Below are 21,319 nucleotides of genomic sequence, written 5' to 3' on the forward strand. Positions count from 1 at the left end.
ACCACGTCCACTGTGTATACCGATCGGGTCGCCGGCGTGCGGCTTCCGTGGTCGAGGGCCGACGAGCGGTTACGGTGGAACGATGTCGAGTACTCGGATCGCCAGGCATGTCGACGCACCCCGGGCCGAGATCTACCGGCTGCTGCTGGACGCCGACGCGGTGGCGGCGTGGATGCTGCCCGACGGCATCCAGGGCGTCGTGCACCGGTTCGAACCCCAGGAGGGCGGCGGGTTCTCGATCACCGCGGACTTCGCCGGAGAGACGCCGGGTTCCGATCCGCAGCACGACGCCTACTACGGCCGATTCGTCAGCCTCGTCCCGGACGAGCGGGTGATCGAGAAGCTGGAGTTCGTGACCACCCGGGCCGAGCTGGCCGGGGAGATGACCGTCAGCTTCGTGTTGGCCGACGCCGTGGGCGGCGGGACGAACCTGCTCGTGGTCCACGACGACGTGCCCGCGGGCCTGTCCGAGGAGGACAACGAGGCGGGCTGGCGGGCCGCCCTGGACAAGCTGACCGCGCTCGCCGAACGCGGCGCCGCGCGCTGAGCGCGTCCCGAATGGCCCGGCGCGCCGGAGGATTCGGTGTGCGGGGTTCGAATCAGGGTGCCGCTAAGACTCCCGGAGCCCGAAATGCCTTGATTCAATGCGTGAATGTCTCGAAGCGGTACCTTCCTCTCCCGTGTGCGCACCCGCGGTACGGCCACCCTGCTCGCGGTCGCGACCGCGGCCACCCTCGGTCTCACCGGGTGCGCGAGCGGCGGTGACACGCCGGTCGGCACGCCGGATTCGCCCCTGCCGACCGAGATCCCGCCGGGGACCACCCTGGTGGTCGCCGATCAGTCCGAGCGGTTGCAGAGCGTGCTGCGGCTGTCCGGTGAGCTCGACAAACTGCCGTTCAAGATCGAGTTCGCCAACTTCGTCGGCGGGCCCGCGATCCTGGAGGCGTTCCGCGCCGGGGCCGCCGACATCGGGCAGGTGGGCGACGTTCCGCCCATCCACGCGCTCGCGGCGGGCCAGGACGTCCCGATCATCGCGTCGTATGCGACCAACCCGGCGGCGCTGAAGCTCGCCGTCGCGCCGAACAAGCAGATCGCCCGGCTGGCGGACCTGAAGGGCAAGAAGATCGCCTATGCCGAGGGGACCGCCCAGCAGGCCGCGGTGCTCAAGGCGCTGAGCAAGGCGGGTTTGAAGCCCGGGGACGTCCAGCTCGTCCGGCTGCAGCTCGCGGAGTTCCTCGACGCGGTGCGGACCGGTCAGGTCGACGTCGCGCCGCTGATCGAGCCCAACATCACGCGGCTGCTGCGCACCCCCGGCGCCTCGGTGCTCCCCGACTCCGAGACCGCGGGCACCTACACCGGCCTCGCCTACCTCTACGGCCGCCGGGCCGCGCTGCAGGACCCGGCCAAGGGCGCGGCGGCCCGCGCGCTGGTCGGCGCGTTCGTCCGCGGCTGGCATTGGACCAACACCCACCGCGAGGAATGGGCGCGCCGCTACTACGTGGAGAACCAGAAGGTCGGCGCCGACGACGCCGCCCGCATCATCGAGTCGCTGGGCACCTACACCTTCCCGCACCTGGACCAGGCGCTGATCGACCGGCAGCAGAGCACCATCGACGCGATCGACGCCGCGGGCCAGCTGCCCAAGAAGATCAAGGCCGCCGACGGATTCGATCTCCGTTTCGCGCCGGTCGTGGACGAGGCGGTCACCGGTGCGGGCGCGTCCTTCGGGCAGGCGGCCAAGTGATGGCCGTCCTCGACGCCGGCGTGACCGGGGCCCGCGCGAGTGCCGATCACGCGGAGCCGATACCGGCGGCCCGCCGATCCGCGCGTCGCAGGCTGGGCCCGGGCCGTCCCATCCCGTTCGGCTTCGCGGTCGGCCCGGTGTTGCTCGTCCTGGCCTGGGTGATCGGCTCGGGCACCGGCGCGCTCGACCCCGAGACGCTGCCCGCGCCGTGGACGGTGGCCGGGACCGCCGGTGACCTCATCGCCGACGGCCGCCTGCAGTCCAACCTGCTCACCTCGCTGCAGCGCGCGGGCATCAGCCTGGTGCTCGGCGTGCTGATCGGCGTGGTCCTCGCGCTGGTCGCCGGCCTGAGCCGGATCGGGGAGTCCCTGGTCGACGGGCCGGTGCAGATCAAGCGCGCGATTCCGACGCTCGCGCTGATCCCGCTGTTCATCGTGTGGTTCGGCATCGGGGAGGAGATGAAGCTCATCGTCATCACCACCTCGGTGCTGGTGCCGGTCTACATCAACACCCACGCGCAGCTGCGCAGCGTGGACAAGCGTTACGTCGAACTGGCCGAGACCGTGGGTCTCTCGCGCGGCGGGTTCATCCGGCGGATCGCGTTGCCGGGCTCGCTGCCCGGCTTCTTCGTCGGGCTGCGGCTGGCGGTCACCATCTCCTGGCTGGCGCTGGTCGTCGTCGAACAGGTGAACGCGACCAGCGGCATCGGCTACCTGATGACCCAGGCGCGCACCTACGGGCAGATCGACGTCATCGTCGTCGGCCTGGTCATCTACGGACTGCTCGGGCTCTTCGGCGACCTCGCCGTGCGGGCCGTGGAACGAAAGGCGCTGGCATGGCGGCAGACTCTGGGCGGGTGAGCGAGGCGGTCGTGCGCACCCGCGGCCTGACCCGCGGCTTCGGCGACCGGATCGTGTTGCGCGGCATCGACATCGAGATCGCGCGCGGCGAGTTCGTCGCCCTGCTCGGCCGCAGCGGCTCGGGCAAGAGCACCCTGCTGCGCGCGCTGGCCGAACTCGACTACGACGTAGCGGGTTCCGGGGAACTCGTCGTGCCGCGGAGCCGATCGGTGGTGTTCCAGGACTCGCGGCTGCTGCCCTGGGCGCGGGTCCTCGACAACGTGGTGCTCGGCCTGGCGGGCGCGGCCGAACAGGGCCGGGCGGCCCTGGCGGAGGTCGGGCTGGCCGGGCGCGAACGGGCCTGGCCCCGGGAGCTGTCCGGCGGCGAGCAGCAACGGGTGGCGCTGGCGCGCTCGCTGGTCCGCGAACCCGAACTGCTGCTGGCCGACGAACCGTTCGGCGCCCTGGACGCCCTGACCCGCATCCGCATGCACGCGCTGCTGCAGGACCTGTGCGCCCGGCACCGGCCCGCGGTGCTGCTGGTCACCCACGATGTCGACGAGGCGGTCCTGCTGGCCGACCGCGTGCTCGTCCTGGACGAGGGCCGGATCGCCCTCGACGAACGGCTCGACCTGCCCCGGCCGCGACGCCACAGCGACCCCGAGTTCATCCGGCTGCGCGAGCTGCTGCTCGCCGGGCTCGGCGTGGACACCGAACAGGAAGTGAAGAAGGCCTCGTGACACGGCAACTCAGCCTCAACGCGTTCATCTACCCCGCCGGGCACCACGAGGCGGCCTGGCGGCATCCCGACACCGGCACCGACCGGATCTACGACGTCCGTTACTACCAGGAGATCGGCCGCACCGCCGAGGCCGCCACCTTCGACGCGGTGTTCTTCGCCGACGGCCCCGCCCTGCGCACCGACGTCCGCCACACCGCGGCCCCCGGCCTCGAGCCGATCACGCTGCTGACCGCGATCGCCTCGGCGACCACCCACCTCGGCCTCGTCGCGACCGCCTCGACCACCTACTACGAGCCCTACAACCTCGCCCGGCTGTTCTCCTCGCTCGACCACATCTCCGGCGGCCGCGCCGGGTGGAACATCGTCACCACCGGCACCGATCTGGCCGCGGCGAACTTCGGGCTCGACAAGCACCCCGACCACGCCGAACGCTACGCGCGTGCACGGGAATTCGTGGAGGCGGTGGTGGCCCTGTGGAACAGCTGGGAGGACGACGCGATCGTGCTCGACCGGGCCGCGGGCATCTACGCCGACCCGGACAAGATCCATCCGATCGACTTCGCCGGTGAACACCTGCGGGTGCGCGGGCCGTTCAACTCCGCCCGCACGCCGCAGGGGCATCCGGTGCTGGTGCAGGCGGGCGCGTCCAACGACGGCCGGGCCTTCGCCGGGCGCTACGCCGAGGCGATCTTCACCGCGCACCAGCGCCTCTCGGACGCCCAGGCGTTCTATGCCGACATCAAGTCCCGCGCCGCCCGCTTCGGCCGCGACCCCGAGCACGTGAAGATCCTGCCCGGCATCAGCCCGTTCATCGCCGACACCGAGGCGGCGGCCCGGAAACTCGAGCAGGAGTTCAACGAGCTCACCGTGCCCGAATTCGGCCTGTCGCAACTGGAGTCGATCACCGGCACCTCGCTGCGGCACCTGCCCCTCGACGAGCCGATCCCGCTCGAGGTCTTCGCCGGGGCGGGCGACGTCACCGACAACGCCAAGAGCCGCCTGCAGGTGGTGGCCGGCATCGTCGAGCGCGAACGGCCGACGGTGCGCGGGCTGCTGCACCGGCTGGCCGGGGCGCGCGGACACCGGGTGTTCGCCGGCACGCCCGAGCAGGTCGCCGACACGATCGAGGAGTGGTTCACCCAGGGCGCGGCCGACGGCTTCAACGTCATGCCGCCCTGGTACCCGGGCGGCCTCGAGGTGTTCACCTCGACCGTGGTGCCGATCCTGCGGGAGCGCGGGCTGTTCCGCACCGAATACACGGGAACGACCCTGCGCGATCACCTCGGGCTGCCGCGTCCGGCCGGGCGCCGCGCGCCGGTGTCCGCGTGACGGGCTGCTGTCCGGGCGGGACGCCGGGCGGCGGAGCGATCCGGTGAGCGCTGTGCTCACCGGGTCGCCGCCGTCGCTGCGGTCGCTGACCTGGACGGTGTTCGCGCCCATGGGCGTCTACGGGGTCGGCGCGGGCGCCGCCACCCCCATGTACGCGCTGCGGGCCCTCGACCTGGGCGCGTCGGTCGGGTCCGCGGCGCTGATCGTCGCCATCACCGGGCTGGGCATGGTCCTCACCGACCTGCCCGCCGGGCGCATCGTCGCCCGGATCGGGGAGCGCGGCGCGATCGCGGTGGCCACCGTCTGCGGCACGGCCGGGGTGCTGGCGGCGATCTTCGCGCCGAACCTGGGCGTGCTCGCGGCCGGGCTGCTGTGCGGCGGGGTGTCCGGGGCGGTGTGGGGGCTGGCGCGCCAGACCTACATCGTCGCCGTGGTCGCCCCGGGCGACCGCGGGCGGGCGCTGTCCACCCTGGCCGGCGCCCACCGGCTCGGGTTCTTCGTCGGGCCGTTCGTCGGCGCCGCGCTGGTGCACTTCTACGGTCCCGTCGGCGCGCTCTGGCTGTCGCTGGCGACCTCGCTGGTCTCGGCGGCGGCGGTCGTGGCGATCCGCGACACCCGCACCGCCGGTGAGGAACTCCAGCCGCTGCACACCGTCCTCGCCGAGAACCGGACCGCGCTGCGCACCCTCGGGCTGGCCGCGATCACCATCGGCGCGGCACGGGCCTGCCGGACCACGGTCCTGCCGCTGTGGGCCGCGCACGTCGGGATCGGGGCGTCGACGACCAGCCTGATCTTCGGCATCGCCGGGGCCGTCGACGTGGCGATGTCGTATCCGGCCGGCGTCTGGCTGGACCGCTTCGGCAGCCGGGTCACCGGCGTCCCGTGCGCGCTGCTGTTCGCCCTCGGCTACGCCGCCCTGCCCCTCACCCACACCGTGTGGTCCGTCGGCGCGGCCGCCCTCGTGCTCGGCCTGGCCAACGGCGTCAGCAACGGCCTGGTCATGACCGTCGGCGCGAACATCGCGCCCCCGGACCGCCGCCCCGAATTCCTCGGCGCCTGGCGGCTCATGCACGACGTCGGCATGTTCGCCGGGCCGCTCGGCGCCGGAGCGCTCGGCGCGGCGCTCGGCCTGGCCGCGTCGGGCCTGTCCGTCGCCGCCGCCGCCGTCGTGGGGGCCGCGGCGATCCACCGGTGGTTCCCGGGCCGGGTCACCTGACGCGACCGGCCGGGTGACGGCGGGTCACCGGCCGCGCAGGAGGTCGGCGATCGCCGGGTATCCGTGCTCGACGGCGTGGTCGTAGGCCGTGCGGCCTTCCGCGTCGCGGATCGCCGGGTCGGCGCCGTGTGCCAGCAGCAGGCGCACGATCTCCTGGTAGGCGGGGCCGCCGTCGCCGTAGTGGACCGCCTCGAGCAGCGCGGTCCAGCCGGGCCGGTTCACCCTGTTCACGTCGATCCCGGTGCGCGCGAGCACCTCACGGACGTAGTCGACGTGTCCGCGTTCGGCCGCCGGATGTAGCGCGGTGCCGCCGAACCGGTTGGGCAGCCCGACATCCGGGTCCGCGGGCAGCAGCAGATCGAGCATCGCCACGCTGCCCGTGACCCCGGTGTTCACCCACGGGGATTCGCCGCGGTCGTCGAGCACGTCGGGATCGGCCCCGGCCGCCAGCAGCACCCGGGCCACCTCGACGTCGTCGTGCAGCACCGCGACGAACAGCGGCGTGCGGCCGCCGCCGTCCCGGACATCGACGGCGGCGCCGTCCGCCAGGGCCGCCCGCACCGCCGCGGCGTCCTCGGCGACGGCGGCCCGCAGCAGCTCCCGATCGGCCGCCGGATCCGGGGTCGGCGGGGCGGCGGTCCGCGCGTCGTTCGCCGCCGTCGCCGGTCCGGTCGTTGCCGTGGCCGCCGGAGCGTCCGGGTTCCGCGTTCTCGCCGCGTCGCCGGGACCGCACGCGGCGAGCAGCAGGGTGGCCAGCACCGTGGTCGCGGTGATCGAGAAGGTCGACGGTCGCATCATCACTCCTGTCCGAGGGGTCCCCTCCGACACTCCGCGCTCGCGGCGTCCTCGGCATCGGCCTGCGGGGTCGGGGACAGGGGCGGACCGGTCGACGCCGGTGTCGTCCGATCGGATGACCCGGCGGTCCGGACGGTCGACGCCGGGGCACGAAATCCGCTGGGCGGACCGGGCCGTGGCCCGTACTCTCGGCCCGATGGGGCGGGAGAATCGGCCGGGCCGGTGGCGCGGCGGGCAGCTCGCGGTCCGGCGCGAGGAGCCCGACCGGTCGCTGGTCCGCGCCGCGGGCACGTCGTCGCGGCGCCGCGACGGATGGATGCCGCGCGCCGAGGTGTCCTTCCCCGGCGTCGCGCCCGCGGTCGCCGCGGCGCTCGCCGCCCTGGACGACGCCTTCGCCCCGGTGGCCCGTCCGGCGGTGATCGACTGCTGCCCGCACTGCGGGCCGCCCGGGGCATACGCGCATCTGCTCGCCCGGCCGCGGTCTCAGCTGTCCGACGAGGACCTGCGGGCGTACACATCGGCGGTGCTCGGCACCGTCGGCGGCCCCGCCGACCTCCGCTACTTCGCGGGCCGCATCCTCCAGCTGCTGCACACGCCGGGCACGGTCATGCCCGACATCGAGCCGTTCCACCGCAGGCTACGAGCGGCCGGCTGGTCGAGCTGGCCCCAGGCGCGGGCGGTCACCGACGTCTTCGACGCCCTCTGGCAGGACGCCCTCACCGCCGACCGGCCGGCCGCGCCCGTGGACGCCCTGTTGTGCGCGCTCGGCGCGGCCGAATCCACCCTCGCGCCGCGGCTGGCCGCGTGGGCCGAGGCGAGCACGGATGCCGCCGTGCGGCGGTTGCACGACTTCGTGATCGGGGGGTGCCGGACCACCGCCAGCGGAGTCGAGCCGCGCAACGCGTATTGGGACCGCCGCTCGGACACGTTCGCCGAGCTGGTGGCCTGGCTCGGATCAGGGCCCGCCCTGGACGCGGTCGCGGCGGCGTTCGACCGGACCGACGATCCTTCGGTGCTCGAACTGCTCGCCGACCTCGACGGGTACCTGCGCTGAGCGCCAGTGAAACGTGCTCAGTCGCTGTAATGGCACCAGAAGCCGGGGGCGACGCCGATGCTCTCCAGCCAGGTCTTCTCGCCGCGCAGGACGATGTCCTCGCCGTGGGCGGACAACAGGTCGAGGACGTCGGCGCCGGGTTCGCCGCCCAGCGCGGCCACGATCAGCGGTACCTGGCCCGCGGGCACGGTCAGCGCGTACTCGTACTCGCTGCCGCCGCGCAGATCCTGGCCGTCGATGACGACGTCGCCCCCGGCCCGGCGCACGGCGTGGACGTAGAGCCGGTCGCGATTCCACAGCGGCACGGTGCGGTCACTCATCGACGCAGTATGCGACCGGGACGGGCCGCGCCGGACCGGAACCGGCATTCACGTCGCGGTCAGCGCCCGCCGCCGGTCAGCGGACCCGGTTCCCCAGGATCTGGTGGACGCCCGCCACGAACAGCTGCAGGCCGAAGTCGAAACGGGCGGTGGCGTCCGGTGTCTCGCCCAGCGGGGAGGAGCCGTCGGGCAGCGCGCCGACGGAGTCCATCTGCATGCGCGACTGCTCGTCGACGGTCTGGCCGAGGATGTAGTAGAGCAGGGTGTAGGCGGTGAGCTCGGCTTCCTCGCGGGTCATGCCCGCGCGGATGACGGTGCCCGCCAGGCGCTCCCGGGCCTTGGACGTGGTGAGACGCGAGGCGTAGGTGGCCGAGACGAGTTCGGCGCCGTCCCGGTAGGCGAGCAGGCAGTCGCGCAGCCGGTGCGCGAGTTCGCTGACCTGGGCGCGCCACTCGGTGGCGGTCACCGGCTCGTCCATCGGGGCGAGGATGCGGTCCGCGACGGCGCCGAGCAGGGTCTGCTTGTCCTTGAAGTGCCAGTACAGGGCGCCGGGCTGGACGGCGAGCGCACCGGCGAGCCTGCGCATCGTCAGGTCGGCCAGCCCGTAGGTGTCCAGAATGGCGATCGCGGCATCCACCACGTCGTCCCTGCGCAGTTGCACGCGGCTCCCTTCCGTGCCGGTCGCGCCCGGATCCGGGCCCGGAGTGTTTTGACTCACTCTCACCCGCTACCCTAGCCTGAACACCGTTCAAGTCGCACAATGACGCCGGGGGAGATCACGCCCGCCCGGGTGTGCACCGGCCCCGACGAAGGGAACACGCGCCGTGACGCAGGCACCTGTCCAGACCGACATCCTGGCCATCGCGCGCGAGCAGGTGCTCGAGCGCGGCGAAGGCCTCACCCAGGAGCAGACCCTGGCCGTGCTCCAGCTCGGCGACGACCGCCTCGAGGATCTGCTCGGCCTGGCCCACGAGGTCCGCATGAAGTGGTGCGGCCCGGAGGTCGAGGTCGAGGGCATCATCTCGCTCAAGACCGGCGGCTGCCCCGAGGACTGCCACTTCTGCTCGCAGTCGGGCCTGTTCCAGTCCCCGGTGCGCGCCGCCTGGCTCGACATCCCCAGCCTGGTCGAGGCCGCCAAGCAGACCGCCAAGACCGGCGCCACCGAGTTCTGCATCGTCGCCGCCGTGCGTGGCCCGGACGAGCGTCTGATGGCCCAGGTCGCCGCCGGCGTGGAGGCCATCCGCAACGAGGTCGACATCCAGGTCGCCTGCTCGCTGGGCATGCTCAACCAGGAGCAGGTGAACCAGCTCGCCGCCATGGGCGTGCACCGGTACAACCACAACCTCGAGACCGCGCGCTCGCACTTCCCGAACGTGGTCACCACCCACACCTACGACGAGCGCTGGGAGACCCTGCGCATGGTCCGCGAGGCGGGCATGGAGGTGTGCTGCGGCGGCATCCTCGGCATGGGCGAGTCGCTCGAGCAGCGCGCCGAGTTCGCGGCGGACCTGGCCTCCCTCGAACCCGACGAGGTCCCGCTGAACTTCCTCAACCCGCGCCCGGGCACGCCCTTCGGCGACCTCGAGGTCCTGCCCGCCGCCGACGCCCTGCGCGCCGTCGCCGCGTTCCGCCTCGCGCTGCCGCGCACCATCCTGCGCTTCGCGGGCGGCCGCGAGATCACCCTCGGCGACCTGGGCGCCAAGCAGGGCATCCTCGGCGGCATCAACGCCGTCATCGTGGGCAACTACCTGACCACCCTCGGCCGCCCCGCCGAATCCGACCTGGATCTGCTCGGCGAGCTGAAGATGCCGATCAAGGCGCTCAACGAAACGCTGTGAGCGAGGGGCATGGAGGTGTCGTCGTGAGCGACTCGGCCGGTACTGTGTCCGACATGCAGGAGCGCTACAACCCGTTCACCGGCAAGCGGATCGTCGACGGGCTCGACGATCCGGTACCGGCCGCGGCCGCGCTCGGCCTGGAACCGCCCCGCTACTGCGAGCAGTGCGGCAGGCGGATGATCGTGCAGGTGAGCCCGGACGGCTGGTGGGCCGAGTGCTCCCGGCACGGCGTGCTCGAATCCGCCCACCTGGAACGCCGGTAGTGCTCGCCGATCGGGTGGGCGGGCCGCGGCCGGAGGCCCTGCGGCGGGAGCTGCGCGCGGTCGCGATCATCGCGGTGGCGGTGGTCGCGGTGAGCGCGCTGGCCGGCGTCGCCTGGGGCGTGCTCGCCCCCGCCGAACGCCTGTGGGTGACCAAACCCGGCCGGGCCGCGGTGCTCACCGGGGAGAGCATGCACCAGTTCGACGGCGTGGCGATCTTCGTCCTGCTCGGGGCCGCGCTGGCCGCGCTGACCGCCTTCGCCGCCTGGCGGGTGCGCGCCGCGCGCGGCCCCGCGCTCGTCGTCGCGCTGCTGATCGCCTCGGGGCTGGGCGCTTTCGCGATGAACCTGATCGGCGACCGGGTCGCCGGGATGGTCAACCCGCGCCCGCACGACCCGCCGGTCGGGGCCGTCATCGCCCTGCCCGCCGAACTCGGCACCGACCTCGCCCTGGTCGTGCAGCCGCTGCTGGCGGGGCTGTTCCTGCTCCTGCTGACCGCGCTGCACCCCGCCGAGGACCTCGGCACCGGGGCCGCGGGACTGGTCGGCGACCTGTATCCGCCGCAGCACATCGAGCCCGCGGACCCGGTCTTCGGCGGCGAACCGGCCGGTGCGTATCTTCCCGGCGGCGATTTCGATCCGACTCCGCAACCGCGCCCCCACTGACGGCGGAATCGGGCCTACCATCGCCATACCTGCTGGTCAGCAGGGCAGCGGAACGGCTCGAGGAGGAGTCGTGGGATTCATCGGTGGTGGTCCGGTCGTCGAGGAACTGGACGCGAAATTCTGGCGGCTCGCCGAACCGCTCGTGTATCAGGGCGCGGTGCAGACCTTCACCGTCCCGGTCGACTTCCGCACCGATTTCGCCTCGGTGCCCCGCGCGGTGGTCTGGTTGATACCGCGCTACGGCGCCTACACGCGGGCGGCGATCCTGCACGACTACCTGTGCCGCACCGGGGTGGTCGGCCGCGCCGACGCCGACGGGCTGTTCCGGCGCTGCCTGCGCGAGTTCGACGTGTCGGTGCCGCGGCGCTGGATGATGTGGGCCGCCGTGCGCCTGGGCAGCCGCTGGGAGGGGATCTCCGCGAAGGACTTCCTGCGCTGGGTGCTCATCGCGGTGCCCTCGCTGGTGTTCCTGTTCGTGCCGGTGGTCGTGGTGACGGCGGCGCTGCTGGTGTTCTGGCTGGTCGAGCTCGCCTTCTGGGCGCTGCACCGGCCCGGACGCCGGGTCGTCGGCCCGCCGCCCACACCGCAGATGAAGACCGCCTGACGCCGCGCGAGTTCATCCCTTTTGGGCGAGGCGGGCGCGCGCGCCCGGCCCTAACGTCGGCGGCATCACGTCGCCGACGGCAGGAGACAGCCGATGCGCATGCCCGAACCGGTGGAAGTCGCGGTCCCGCAGTGGTCGATCCCGCGCGGACTCATCGTGCTGCTCTCGGTCGCGGGCGCCGTGGTCGCCATCGGCGGGATGAAGGCCTTCTCCGGGGTGATCGGCCCGCTGTTCCTCGCGCTCATGCTCACGGTGGCGGTGCAACCCGTGCAGGACTGGGCCCAGCGCAAGGGGTGGCCCGCCTGGGTGGGGATGTTCGGCGCGTTCGGCGCGGTCCTGCTGATCCTGCTCGGCCTGGGCGGGGCGCTGGTCCTGTCGGCCTACCAGCTGGCCTCGGAACTGCCGCACTACTCCGACAAGCTCGACGAACTGATCACGCGGGGCAAGGACTGGCTGAGCACGCTCGGGGTGAGCAGCGAGCAGATCCAGAAGGCCATGCACAACGTCGACATGGGCAAGCTCGTCGGCCTGATCGACGACGTGGTCGGCGGGGTGCTCGGCGTCTTCTCCAACCTGTTCTTCGTGGTGGCGCTGCTGCTGTTCATGGCCGTGGACGGGATGAGCATCCGGCAGCGGCTCACCGTCGTCCGCGAGGAACGGCCCGCCATCGCCCACGCGCTGGCCGAATTCGCCGCGGGCACACGCAAGTACCTGGTGGTGTCGACGGTCTTCGGCGCCATCGTCGCCGTGCTCGACGGCGGCGCGCTGTGGCTGATGGGGGTGCCGCTGCCGCTGCTGTGGGCGCTGCTGTCGTTCATCACCAACTACATCCCCAACATCGGTTTCGTCATCGGGGTCATCCCGCCAGCGCTGCTGGCGCTGCTGGACAGCGGCCCGGTGATGATGATCTGGGTGATCGTGGTCTACAGCGTGATCAATTTCGTGATCCAGTCGATCATCCAGCCCAAGTTCGTCGGTGACGCCGTCGGCATCAGCGTCACGCTGACGTTCCTGTCCCTGGTCTTCTGGTCGTGGGTGATCGGCGCGCTCGGCGCGATTCTCGCGGTGCCCCTCACACTGCTGGTCAAGGCGCTGCTGCTCGACATCGATCCGTCGACCCGCTGGGCCGACGTCCTCATCGGCGCGCCGCTCACCGAGAAGGAACTGCTCGAGCGCGACACCGGCGCCGAGGACGACGAGACCGACGGAAAACCGGATACCGCAGGCGCGACCGGGGGCACGGAACAGCCGTGACCGCCCGCCGGTACCGGCCCCCGCGCCCGCCGGGTCCGGGCGGGCCGGGAGAATCGTCGTCGCCGCGGTGCATCCTTTGCGCGCCGCGGCGACTCTCATAGGGGTGAGTGCAGGAGCGAAGACCACCGTGGCCGACCGGATCGACCTCGACCTGATCGCCAGGGCGCAGGCCGGTGAGGCGGGCGCCGTGGCCGAACTGGTCTATCGGGCACAGCCGCACGTGCGGCGGTTCGCCGGGCAGTGGTGCGTGTCGGCACAGGACGCCGAGGACGCGGCGCAGGAGGCACTGCTCACGCTGTACCGGCGGATCGGGACGCTGCGCGCCGCGGCGGCGCTCGGCTCGTGGCTGTTCCGGATCGTGCGGCACGAATGCCTGCGCCGGGCCAGGACCGCGCTGCGGCTGGGCGAGCCCGAGGACGCCGCCACGGTGTCCTCGGCCGAGGACGAGGCGCTGCGCCGCCTCGACAGCGTCCGGGTCGCCGCCGCCATCGGCAGGCTGCCCGACAACCAGCGCCGGGTCGTGCTGCTGCGCGACGTGCTCGGGCGCCCGGGCCCGGAGGTGGCCGCGACGCTGGGCATCGGCGTCGCCACGATGAAGTCGCACCTGCACCGCGGACGGTCGGCCCTGCGCGCCGATCCCGATCTGGCGTTCGCGCGGCCCGGCGCCGCCTCCGCCTGACCCGGGGCGCCGCCCGGCGTCCCGGCCGTTTCCCCTTCACCGGAAGGTAGTTCCGTCATGCTCGAAACAGGTGTGCCCGCACCGGATCTCCGCGCCACCGATACCGCGGGGGCGACGTTCTCCCTGGCCGACCGCCGGGGTGTCGCGCCCGTGCTGATCTACTTCGCCCGGTCGACCGGGTGCCCGGTCTGCGCCGCGCACGTGCGTGACCTGGCCCGCCGACAGGGCGAGTTCGCCGGCGTCGAGGTCGTGGTCGCCGTGCCGGAGGACCAGGCCGCCGCGCGGGCCTGGCGCGAGCGGCACGCGCTGCCGTTCACCGTGCTGACCGGCGACGACGGTGCCGCGCACGCCTCGATCGGGTTGCGGCGCACGATGTTCGGCAGCATGCAGCAGTCCGGCACCGTCCTCGTCGACGCGGCGGGCGTCATCCGGTACGTGCGGACCGCGACGCTCCCGACCGGTGGCTACGACCGCCGCGAGACCGCCGAGGCGGTCGCCGCCCTGACGCGATAATTCGCTGGCGCGCGCTGCGGGACAGGGCCTACCGTCGTCCGGTCCACACGATCCGGGGGAGGACCTGACGATGCGCGCCGAACGAGAGACCGCCGAGGCGGCCGAGCCCGCCGCCGAGCGACCCGACCTGGTCGCCTGGCGGCGCAGGCACGCGCTGCGCAGTGCCAACGCCGCCACCGCGGTACCCAGCGGGCGTGTCTACCGCCGCTCGGCCAAGCATCGCGACCGGCGCTACGACCGCTGATCGCGGGGGCGCGTCGCCGCAGCGCACGGGACCGGTTGCGGCCGAACGCCGTTCGCGGTGATCAACGCCGGGCGCCGCTGCCCGGTGTGTGGCCGAGCGCCCGGCGGTAGACGTCGATGAACGCGCTCGCCGACGCCCAGCCGCAGCGATGCGCGACCTCGGTGACGGGGACCGATTCCGCCAGCAGCCGCACCGCGTGATGCAGGCGCAGCCGGGTCCGCCAGCCGGGGTAGGTGAGGCCGAACTCGGTGCGGTACAGGCGGGTCAGCGTGCGTTCGCTCGCGCCGACCCGGCGGCCGAGGCCGGCCAGCGTCCACGGCACCGACAGGTCGGCCTCGACCAGCGCGCACGCCGCGCGCAACCGCGGGTCGGTGGCGGCGGGCAGGCGCAGCGGTTCGTCGGGGCTGCGGCGGATGCGGTCGAGCAGGACGCCGCGCAGCCGCGCGGTCTCCTCGGCGGGCAGCTCGCCCGGATCGGAGCAGGCGATGATCAGCTCCCGCAGCAGCGGTGACGCGGACAGGACGGCGGGCACGGTGCGATCGCCGGATCCGGTGGGGGCGAAGCCGACGCAGTGGAACCGGGTCGGTCCGTAGAAGCGGTGCTCGTGGCGGCAGCCCGCCGGGATCCACACCGCGCGGTCGGCGGGGGCGATCCACCGCCCGTGCTCGGTGCGCACCTCGGCGGCACCCGAACTCGGATACACGATCTGATGCTCGCGGTGGTGGTGCGGCGCGATCCGGGCGCCCGCGGCGAGGTCCTGGGCGGCGGTCGTCGCGAGTTGGCGGGATTCCGGCATATCTCGGCAGCTTATCGGAAGCCTGCCACCTCCCATCCTTCCTACGCTGAGCCCCGTCGCTTTCGACGAAGGGATCAGCGATGGTGAATACGCAGGTGGCGAGCCCGCGGGCGCGGGCGGACTCGCCCTGGCAGCGCATGCGGTACTGGGTGATCGCGCACGCGGTCGACGACTTCTATCAGGGGCTGGTGCCCGCCGCCATCCCGTTCTTCGTGCTCGAGCGCGGCTACAGCTATGTGGCCGCTTCCGGCCTGGCCCTGGCCGCGACGCTCGGCGGCTCGCTGCCGCAACCGCTCCTCGGCGTGCTGGCGGACCGCAGGCCGCTGCTCTGGCTCGCGCCCGCCGGGCTCGGCCTGGCCGGCCTCGGCGCCGGGCTGGCCGGGCTCGCCCCGTCCTACGCCCTGGTGTGGCTGCTGCTTCTGCTGTCGGGGATCGGCGTCGCGGCCTTCCATCCTGCTTCCGGGCGCGACGCGCGCCGCGACGCGGGCGGCAGCGCCGCGGCCATGAGCCTGTTCGCCGCGGGCGGCAGCGTCGGGTTCTTCCTGGCGCCCGCGCTGGCGACGCCGGTGCTGGTGTCCCTCGGCGTCGGCGGCACGGCCGTGTTCGTCGCGCCCGCGGTGCTCACCGCCGTCGTCCTGTGGCGCTACCAGCAGCGGCGGGGCGCCCCCACCGCGGTGGTGAAAAGCCTGGCAGGACAAGATCATTGGGGTCCGTTCGCGGTGCTGACCGTGCTCGAGGTGGTGCGGTCGGTGGTGTTCTTCGGCGTCAACACCTTCGTCGTCCTCTACTGGATCCGGTCGCTGGGCGCGGGCGACGGGCTGGGAGGGGTGGCGCTGGCGGCGTTCCTCACCGGCGGCGTCGCGGGCACGCTGCTGGGCGGGCGGCTGGCGGATCGGTTCGGGATGCTGCCCACCATCCGGGCGGGCAGCATCGCCGTCATCCCCGCGCTGATCGCGCTGCGGGTGACGCCGAGCCCGGTGTGGGCGCTCGGCTGCGCGGTGGCCGCCGGGATCGCGGTCAACGTCCCGTTCGCGGTCCTGGTGAAACTGGGGCAGGACTACCTGCCCACCCGGCCGGGGACGGCGGCGGGTGTCACCCTCGGCCTCGCGGTGAGCGCGGGCGGGCTGGTCGTTCCGCTGTTCGGCCTGCTGGCCGACCGCCACGGTCCCCAGGCGGTGTTCACGGCGCTGTGCGCGGTCCCGCTGCTGGCGGTGGGTTTGTCGCTGCTGCTGACGCCACCCGCGCCTGCCCGCGAATGACCTGACCGTGGACGGCCGGGGCCGCCGGTCCGCGGGGTCCGCCGCCCTGCGCCCGCTCAGCCCGGCGGACGCAGGGCGGCGAACTCGTCGGTGACGCGGATGCCGGTGTCGGTGAACCGGTAGAGCGCGGCGGGGCGGCCGCCCGCGCGGCCCGGGGGAGCGGTGGCGCCGGTGGGGGTGATGACCTTGCGGCGGGACAGCACCCGCTGGAGGTTGGTCGTGTCCACGTCGTACCCGAGTGCGGCGCAGTAGATCTCGCGCAGGGTGGACATGGTGAAGGTGTCCGGCGCCAGGGCGAAGGCGATGTTGGTGTAGGAGAGTTTGGCCGCGAGGCGGGTCCGCGCGTGTTCGACGACGGTGCGGTGGTCGAACGACATCACCGGCAGGGCGGAGGCTGGGTGCCAGCGGGTGTCGGGCGGGAGCTCGGGCTCGCTGGTGAGCGGGACGAGCCCGAGGTAGGCCGAGGCGATCCGGCGCGGGTCCGGGACGCGGTCGGGGGCGGAGAAGACCGACAGCTGTTCCAGGTGGGCCAGCTCGCGCACGTCGACCTTCTCGGCGAGCTGGCGCCGGGCGGAGGTGTCGAGGTCCTCGTCGTCGCGTAACCGACCGCCCGGTAGCGACCAGGTGCCCTTCTGCGGGTCGAGCGCCCGCTCCCACAGCAGAACCGCCAGTTCCGGCTGCCCGGACCGCTTGCGGCCCGTTTGACCTGCGGAAACGTCGTCGGAGAACTCACGCACCTGGAACACCGCGGTGAGCGATTCGTGGATGGTGCTACTATGGGGCATGTTTTCGATTGTAAGTCGAAAACCTGGTTGTGTGCGAATCGCGGCGATGAGGCCGCACGCACGAGGAAGGGAGCCGTCATGGCGACGAGTGTTCTGCCGACGCTGATGGGTTCGGTCATCGACGGACCAACCGGGTACACCGGGGTCGAGGCGACACCGGAATGGGCGCAGGAGGTGCGGCGGCTGGCCCGCGAGCGCAACGCCACGATCCTGGCCCACAACTATCAGCTGCCCGAGATCCAGGACGTGGCCGACCACGTCGGCGACTCCCTCGCCCTCTCGCGCATCGCGGCCGAGGCCGAAGAGGACACCATCGTGTTCTGCGGCGTCCACTTCATGGCCGAGACCGCCAAGATCCTCAGCCCCACCAAGACGGTGCTGATCCCCGACGAGCGCGCCGGCTGCTCGCTGGCCGACTCCATCACCGCCGACCAGCTGCGGGAGTGGAAGGCCGAACACCCCGACGCCATGGTCGTCTCCTACGTCAACACCACCGCCGAGGTGAAGGCGCTCACCGACATCTGCTGCACCTCCTCCAACGCCGTCGACGTCGTCGCCTCCATCGACCCCGACCGCGAGGTGCTGTTCCTGCCCGACCAGTTCCTCGGCGCGCACGTCAAGCGCGAGACCGGCCGGGCCAACATGCACATCTGGGCGGGCGAGTGCCACGTGCACGCCGGCATCAACGGCGACGAGCTCACCGAGCAGGCGCGCACCCACCCCGACGCGGAGCTGTTCGTGCACCCGGAGTGCGGCTGCGCCACCTCCGCGCTGTACCTGGCGGGCGAGGGCTCCTTCCCGGCCGACCGCGTGCACATCCTGTCCACCGGCGGCATGATCGACGCCGCCAAGCAGGCCAAGTCCACCCAGGTGCTGGTCGCCACCGAGATCGGCATGCTGCACCAGCTGCGCAAGGCCGCCCCCGGCATCGACTTCCAGGCCGTCAACGACCGCGCCTCCTGCCCGTACATGAAGATGATCACCCCCGCCGCGCTGCTGCGCTGCCTGGTCGAGGGCGCCGACGAGGTGCACGTCGACCCGGCGATGGCCGCGGCGGGCCGCGCCTCGGTGCAGCGGATGATCGAGATCGGCAACCCCGGCGGCGGCGAGTAGGCCATGACCGGCGTTGTCTCCGTCGACTGGGAGGCCGAGGCCGACCTGGTGGTGATCGGCGGCGGGGTCGCGGGCCTGACCGCGGCCCGCACCGCGTCCCTGCGCGGGCTGCGGGTGCTCACCCTGAGCAAGGGCGGGCCGACCGACACCGCCACCCAGTACGCCCAGGGCGGCATCGCCGTCGTCGCGCCGTCGGGAGACTCGGTGTCCTCGCACGTGCGCGACACCGTGGAAGCCGGTGCGGGACTGTGCGACCCGGCCGCGGTCCGGTCCATCGTGGCAGGCGGGCAGGCCGCCGTCGCGGCCCTGACCGATCTGGGCGCCGTGTTCGATCTCGGCCGCGACGGCCAGATCTCGCGCACCCGCGAGGGCGGGCACAGCACGCGGCGCATCATCCACGCGGGCGGCGACGCCACCGGCGCGGAGGTGCAGCGCGCGCTCAACGCCGCCGGGCTGCCGGTGCTCTTCGGCGCCGCCGCGTGTTCGATCCTGACCGGCCCGGACGGGGTGCGTGGCGTCCTGGCGGTGTCGGACAACGGGTTCGGCGTCGTGCACGCGCCCGCCGTCCTGCTGGCCACCGGCGGGCTCGGCCAGCTCTACGCGCTGAGCACGAACCCGCCCGGCGCGACCGCCGACGGCGTCGCGCTGGCGCTGTGGGCCGGGGCGGAGGTGGCCGATCTCGAATTCGTGCAGTTCCATCCGACCGTGCTGTACACGCCCGGCGGTCTCGGGCGCCGCCCGCTGATCAGCGAGGCGGTGCGCGGCGAGGGCGCGAGTCTCGTCGACGCCCACGGCGATTCGGTGACCTCGGGCGTGCATCCGCTGGGCGATCTGGCCCCACGCGATGTCGTCTCGCGCGCCATCGCCGCCCGGATGCGGGCCCTCGGCGACGACCACGTCTACCTCGACGCCAGGGCCGTCGACGGCTTCGCGCGGCGGTTCCCGACCATCACCGCCTCCTGCCTGGCCGTCGGTGTCGACCCGGCGCACCAGCTCATCCCGGTCGCCCCCGCCGCGCACTACCAGTGCGGCGGGGTGGTCACCGATCCGCACGGCCGCACCGCCGTCCCGGGGCTCTACGCCGCCGGTGAGGTGGCGCGGACCGGGCTGCACGGCGCCAACCGGCTCGCCTCCAACAGCCTCCTCGAAGGGCTCGTCGTGGGGGAGCGGGCCGGCGCCGCCGCGGCCGAACGGCTCGGCGCGGCCGGGCGCACCGGCGACATCGCGTTCCCCGACGTCGTTTTCGCGGATCGGGAGCTGGTGCAGGCGGCGATGACCGAACACGGATCGGTCGTCCGCGACGGTGCCGGGCTGGCCGCGGCGCGCACCGTGCTCGAGGCCGCCGCCGATCGCGAACTCGCCGCCGTGCTCGGCGGGCCGGCGGGGGCGGTCGACCCGCTCGCGGAACTCGTCCAGGGGGCGCCCGGCGGACAGGCCGGGACCGGTGCCACCCCCGCGGCCGCCCTGCGTGCGCTCGAGGACGCCGCCCTCACCGTCACCGCGCGGGTCCTGCTCGCGGCGGCGGCGCTCCGCACCGAGAGCCGGGGCTGCCACACCCGCCTCGACCACCCGGAACCGGTCGAATCGCTGCGGCACAGCGTCCGGTTCCGGCTCGACGAACTCGGGCGGCCCGACGCGCTCGACGCGCCCGACGCGCTGGTGGTCCGGTGAGCGCGGGCGCGCCCCGCCCCGTCGCGCGCCCGGTGGCCGGTCGCGCCGGCGACGTTTCCTCCAGATGGCCGCGCCCGTGCGCGCGGACGACCCGGGCGCGCCGGCGCCCGTGAAAGCGAGAACTGAGATGACCCTGGACTCCGCCCTGGATCGCGACGAGCTGCTGACCCTCATCCGCACCGCGCTCGACGAGGATCTGCGCTACGGCCCCGACGTCACCACGAACGCCACCGTGCTCGCCGACGCGGTGAGCAAGGCCGCCATGGTGTCGCGCAAGCCGGGCACGGTCGCCGGCATCGACGTGGGCCTGCTGGTCCTCGACGAGGTCATCGGCGCGGGGAACTACGAGATCACCGACCGGGTCGCCGACGGCACCCGGGTCGAGCCGGGCACCGCGGTCCTGAACCTGGTGGCCCCGACCCGCGGGTTGCTCACCGCCGAACGCACCATGCTCAACCTGGTGTGCCACCTCTCCGGCATCGCCACCGCGACCGCCGCGTGGGTGGACGCCGTGGAGGGCACCGGCTGCGCGATCCGCGACAGCCGCAAGACCCTGCCCGGCCTGCGCGCGCTGCAGAAGTACGCGGTGCGGGTCGGCGGCGGCGTCAACCACCGCATGGGCCTCGGCGACGCCGCCCTGATCAAGGACAACCACGTCGTCGCCGCGGGCTCGGTGGTCGCGGCCCTGCGCGCCGTGCGCGAACTGGCCCCCGGCATCGCCTGCGAGGTCGAGGTCGACAGCCTCGAACAGCTCGACGCCGTCCTCGCCGAGGACGTGGAACTGGTCCTGCTGGACAACTTCCCGCTCTGGCAGACCCAGGCCGCCGTGCAGCGCCGCGACGCCACCGCCCCGGGGACCCGGCTCGAGTCCTCCGGCGGACTCACCCTGGACATGGCCGCCGACTACGCCCGCACCGGCGTCGACTACCTCGCCGTCGGCGCCCTCACCCACTCGGTGCAGGTCCTGGATCTCGGCCTGGACATGTGAGCCGCGCCCGCGCGCTCAGCGGGCCGGCTCCACGCACAGCGTCACCCAGTCGGTCCGGAGCGCGACGCGATCGCCACAGAACTCCTCGGCGTGCCGGGAGTCCGTGGTGAAATCCGCCTGTCTGATGCGGAGTTCGGCATGGGGGTCGTCGCACAGGCGCAGCGTCAGCTCCTCCGCCGTGAACGGCCACGCCGATTCCTCCAGCGCCGCACACGCCCCCGAGGTGAGCCGGTCGCGCGCGCCGGTGTACCGGAAGTCCTCGTCGGCACGCATCCACCACAGCGCGGCGAGCTGGACGGCGATGATCAGAGCCCACGCGAGCGACCACCGCCGGGCCTGCTCGCGGCGCTCCCACGTGATGCGCGCGCGGCGCTCGTCGCGGGTGCGCGCGGCGCCGGGCGGTGCGCTGGGCGCGGGCAGCGTGCCGAACGCGCGTCGGCCTCGCAGGTCGTAGCCGATCGCGTACACCGAGATGAGCAACGCGAAGGGGCCCCACCACCCCTGTGCGAGGGTGGTGCGGAGCAGTCCACGGCAGGCCTCCGTGCCGCAGTCGCGGCAGAACGGGCCGACCAGCGCGCCCACTCAGCGGGAGAAAGGGGTCGCGCCGGATC

At 73.3% G+C, this 21,319-nt stretch carries 25 protein-coding genes; 19 read left to right on the top strand and 6 right to left on the bottom strand.

What is annotated here, in order from left to right; all coding sequences use genetic code 11:
* The first annotated feature begins 82 nt into the window (after positions 1 to 82).
* From ON36_RS08920 to ON36_RS08945, 6 genes are all read left to right on the top strand, one after another.
* Positions 83 to 547, top strand: coding sequence for an SRPBCC domain-containing protein (locus tag ON36_RS08920; protein ID WP_043650231.1), 465 nt, complete (start codon positions 83 to 85; stop codon positions 545 to 547).
* A 105-nt stretch (positions 548 to 652) separates the two neighbouring features.
* On the top strand, positions 653 to 1,744 hold the full coding sequence (locus ON36_RS08925; protein ID WP_043650234.1) for an ABC transporter substrate-binding protein: 1,092 nt from the start codon (positions 653 to 655) through the stop codon (positions 1,742 to 1,744).
* Positions 1,744 to 2,604 (top strand): ABC transporter permease, encoded by an 861-nt coding sequence (locus ON36_RS08930; RefSeq protein ID WP_043650237.1) that lies wholly within the window; start codon positions 1,744 to 1,746, stop codon positions 2,602 to 2,604. The genes ON36_RS08925 and ON36_RS08930 overlap by 1 nt, the downstream gene beginning before the upstream one ends.
* On the top strand, positions 2,580 to 3,323 hold the full coding sequence (locus ON36_RS08935) for an ABC transporter ATP-binding protein (protein ID WP_083885012.1): 744 nt from the start codon (positions 2,580 to 2,582) through the stop codon (positions 3,321 to 3,323). Before ON36_RS08930 ends, ON36_RS08935 begins: the two co-directional genes overlap by 25 nt.
* Positions 3,320 to 4,654 (top strand): LLM class flavin-dependent oxidoreductase, encoded by a 1,335-nt coding sequence (locus ON36_RS08940; protein ID WP_043650240.1) that lies wholly within the window; start codon positions 3,320 to 3,322, stop codon positions 4,652 to 4,654. Before ON36_RS08935 ends, ON36_RS08940 begins: the two co-directional genes overlap by 4 nt.
* A gap of 43 nt (positions 4,655 to 4,697) precedes the next feature.
* Positions 4,698 to 5,870, top strand: a complete 1,173-nt coding sequence (locus tag ON36_RS08945) for an MFS transporter (protein ID WP_052313790.1) — start codon at positions 4,698 to 4,700, stop codon at positions 5,868 to 5,870.
* Positions 5,871 to 5,894: 24 nt separating this feature from the next.
* Here the strand turns inward: ON36_RS08945 and ON36_RS08950 are convergent, their stop codons facing one another.
* Complete coding sequence (locus ON36_RS08950; RefSeq protein ID WP_085999593.1) at positions 5,895 to 6,665, bottom strand: ankyrin repeat domain-containing protein; 771 nt, start codon at positions 6,663 to 6,665, stop codon at positions 5,895 to 5,897.
* Positions 6,666 to 6,861: 196 nt separating this feature from the next.
* On the opposite strand from ON36_RS08950, the gene ON36_RS32650 reads away from it, so the two are divergent.
* Positions 6,862 to 7,719: a hypothetical protein gene (locus ON36_RS32650; protein ID WP_052313791.1), complete on the top strand. Its 858-nt coding sequence runs from the start codon at positions 6,862 to 6,864 to the stop codon at positions 7,717 to 7,719.
* A gap of 17 nt (positions 7,720 to 7,736) precedes the next feature.
* Here the strand turns inward: ON36_RS32650 and ON36_RS08965 are convergent, their stop codons facing one another.
* Complete coding sequence (locus ON36_RS08965) at positions 7,737 to 8,039, bottom strand: hypothetical protein (protein WP_043650249.1); 303 nt, start codon at positions 8,037 to 8,039, stop codon at positions 7,737 to 7,739.
* Positions 8,040 to 8,115: 76 nt separating this feature from the next.
* Positions 8,116 to 8,700: a TetR/AcrR family transcriptional regulator C-terminal domain-containing protein gene (locus ON36_RS08970; protein WP_043650252.1), complete on the bottom strand. Its 585-nt coding sequence runs from the start codon at positions 8,698 to 8,700 to the stop codon at positions 8,116 to 8,118.
* Positions 8,701 to 8,863: 163 nt separating this feature from the next.
* On the opposite strand from ON36_RS08970, the gene bioB reads away from it, so the two are divergent.
* The 8 genes from bioB (at position 8,864) to ON36_RS35415 (ending at position 14,096) form a co-directional block, all read left to right on the top strand.
* Positions 8,864 to 9,877 carry a biotin synthase BioB gene (gene bioB / locus ON36_RS08975; protein WP_043650255.1) on the top strand — a complete coding sequence of 338 codons (1,014 nt, stop codon included), beginning with the start codon at positions 8,864 to 8,866 and terminating at the stop codon, positions 9,875 to 9,877.
* A gap of 53 nt (positions 9,878 to 9,930) precedes the next feature.
* Positions 9,931 to 10,140: a biotin synthase auxiliary protein BsaP gene (bsaP, locus tag ON36_RS08980; protein WP_043650277.1), complete on the top strand. Its 210-nt coding sequence runs from the start codon at positions 9,931 to 9,933 to the stop codon at positions 10,138 to 10,140.
* Positions 10,140 to 10,802, top strand: coding sequence for a DUF2567 domain-containing protein (locus tag ON36_RS08985; protein ID WP_052313792.1), 663 nt, complete (start codon positions 10,140 to 10,142; stop codon positions 10,800 to 10,802). Before bsaP ends, ON36_RS08985 begins: the two co-directional genes overlap by 1 nt.
* A gap of 70 nt (positions 10,803 to 10,872) precedes the next feature.
* Positions 10,873 to 11,406 carry a DUF1353 domain-containing protein gene (locus ON36_RS32655; protein WP_052313793.1) on the top strand — a complete coding sequence of 178 codons (534 nt, stop codon included), beginning with the start codon at positions 10,873 to 10,875 and terminating at the stop codon, positions 11,404 to 11,406.
* A 93-nt stretch (positions 11,407 to 11,499) separates the two neighbouring features.
* Positions 11,500 to 12,660, top strand: coding sequence for an AI-2E family transporter (locus tag ON36_RS08995; protein WP_083885014.1), 1,161 nt, complete (start codon positions 11,500 to 11,502; stop codon positions 12,658 to 12,660).
* A 103-nt stretch (positions 12,661 to 12,763) separates the two neighbouring features.
* Positions 12,764 to 13,339: an RNA polymerase sigma factor gene (locus tag ON36_RS09000; protein WP_245558017.1), complete on the top strand. Its 576-nt coding sequence runs from the start codon at positions 12,764 to 12,766 to the stop codon at positions 13,337 to 13,339.
* A gap of 57 nt (positions 13,340 to 13,396) precedes the next feature.
* Complete coding sequence (locus ON36_RS09005; RefSeq protein ID WP_043650258.1) at positions 13,397 to 13,852, top strand: peroxiredoxin family protein; 456 nt, start codon at positions 13,397 to 13,399, stop codon at positions 13,850 to 13,852.
* 70 nt (positions 13,853 to 13,922) lie between these two features.
* Positions 13,923 to 14,096 carry a hypothetical protein gene (locus ON36_RS35415; RefSeq protein WP_169334688.1) on the top strand — a complete coding sequence of 58 codons (174 nt, stop codon included), beginning with the start codon at positions 13,923 to 13,925 and terminating at the stop codon, positions 14,094 to 14,096.
* A 61-nt stretch (positions 14,097 to 14,157) separates the two neighbouring features.
* Here the strand turns inward: ON36_RS35415 and ON36_RS09015 are convergent, their stop codons facing one another.
* The gene (locus tag ON36_RS09015) at positions 14,158 to 14,892 is read right to left on the bottom strand and encodes an AraC family transcriptional regulator (RefSeq protein ID WP_043650263.1); all 735 of its coding nucleotides are present in this window, start codon (positions 14,890 to 14,892) and stop codon (positions 14,158 to 14,160) included.
* Between the two features lie 80 nt (positions 14,893 to 14,972).
* Here ON36_RS09015 and ON36_RS09020 point away from each other — a divergent pair, with 80 nt between their 5' ends.
* On the top strand, positions 14,973 to 16,151 hold the full coding sequence (locus ON36_RS09020) for an MFS transporter (protein WP_245558018.1): 1,179 nt from the start codon (positions 14,973 to 14,975) through the stop codon (positions 16,149 to 16,151).
* Between the two features lie 56 nt (positions 16,152 to 16,207).
* On the opposite strand, the gene ON36_RS09025 is transcribed toward ON36_RS09020, so the two are convergent.
* Positions 16,208 to 16,936 (bottom strand): NUDIX hydrolase, encoded by a 729-nt coding sequence (locus ON36_RS09025; protein ID WP_043650265.1) that lies wholly within the window; start codon positions 16,934 to 16,936, stop codon positions 16,208 to 16,210.
* Between the two features lie 78 nt (positions 16,937 to 17,014).
* On the opposite strand from ON36_RS09025, the gene nadA reads away from it, so the two are divergent.
* The 3 genes from nadA (at position 17,015) to nadC (ending at position 20,708) form a co-directional block, all read left to right on the top strand.
* Positions 17,015 to 18,049 carry a quinolinate synthase NadA gene (gene nadA / locus ON36_RS09030; protein ID WP_043650267.1) on the top strand — a complete coding sequence of 345 codons (1,035 nt, stop codon included), beginning with the start codon at positions 17,015 to 17,017 and terminating at the stop codon, positions 18,047 to 18,049.
* 3 nt (positions 18,050 to 18,052) lie between these two features.
* Complete coding sequence (locus ON36_RS09035) at positions 18,053 to 19,720, top strand: L-aspartate oxidase (RefSeq protein ID WP_043650268.1); 1,668 nt, start codon at positions 18,053 to 18,055, stop codon at positions 19,718 to 19,720.
* Between the two features lie 127 nt (positions 19,721 to 19,847).
* The gene (gene nadC, locus ON36_RS09040; RefSeq protein WP_043650291.1) at positions 19,848 to 20,708 is read left to right on the top strand and encodes a carboxylating nicotinate-nucleotide diphosphorylase; all 861 of its coding nucleotides are present in this window, start codon (positions 19,848 to 19,850) and stop codon (positions 20,706 to 20,708) included.
* A gap of 15 nt (positions 20,709 to 20,723) precedes the next feature.
* Here nadC and ON36_RS32660 read toward each other — a convergent pair whose 3' ends face one another.
* Positions 20,724 to 21,290 (bottom strand): hypothetical protein, encoded by a 567-nt coding sequence (locus tag ON36_RS32660; protein ID WP_052313794.1) that lies wholly within the window; start codon positions 21,288 to 21,290, stop codon positions 20,724 to 20,726.
* Between the last annotated feature and the right edge of the window lie 29 nt (positions 21,291 to 21,319).

It is taken from the genome of Nocardia thailandica NBRC 100428, assembly GCF_000308795.1.
Lineage (GTDB): Bacteria > Actinomycetota > Actinomycetes > Mycobacteriales > Mycobacteriaceae > Nocardia > Nocardia thailandica.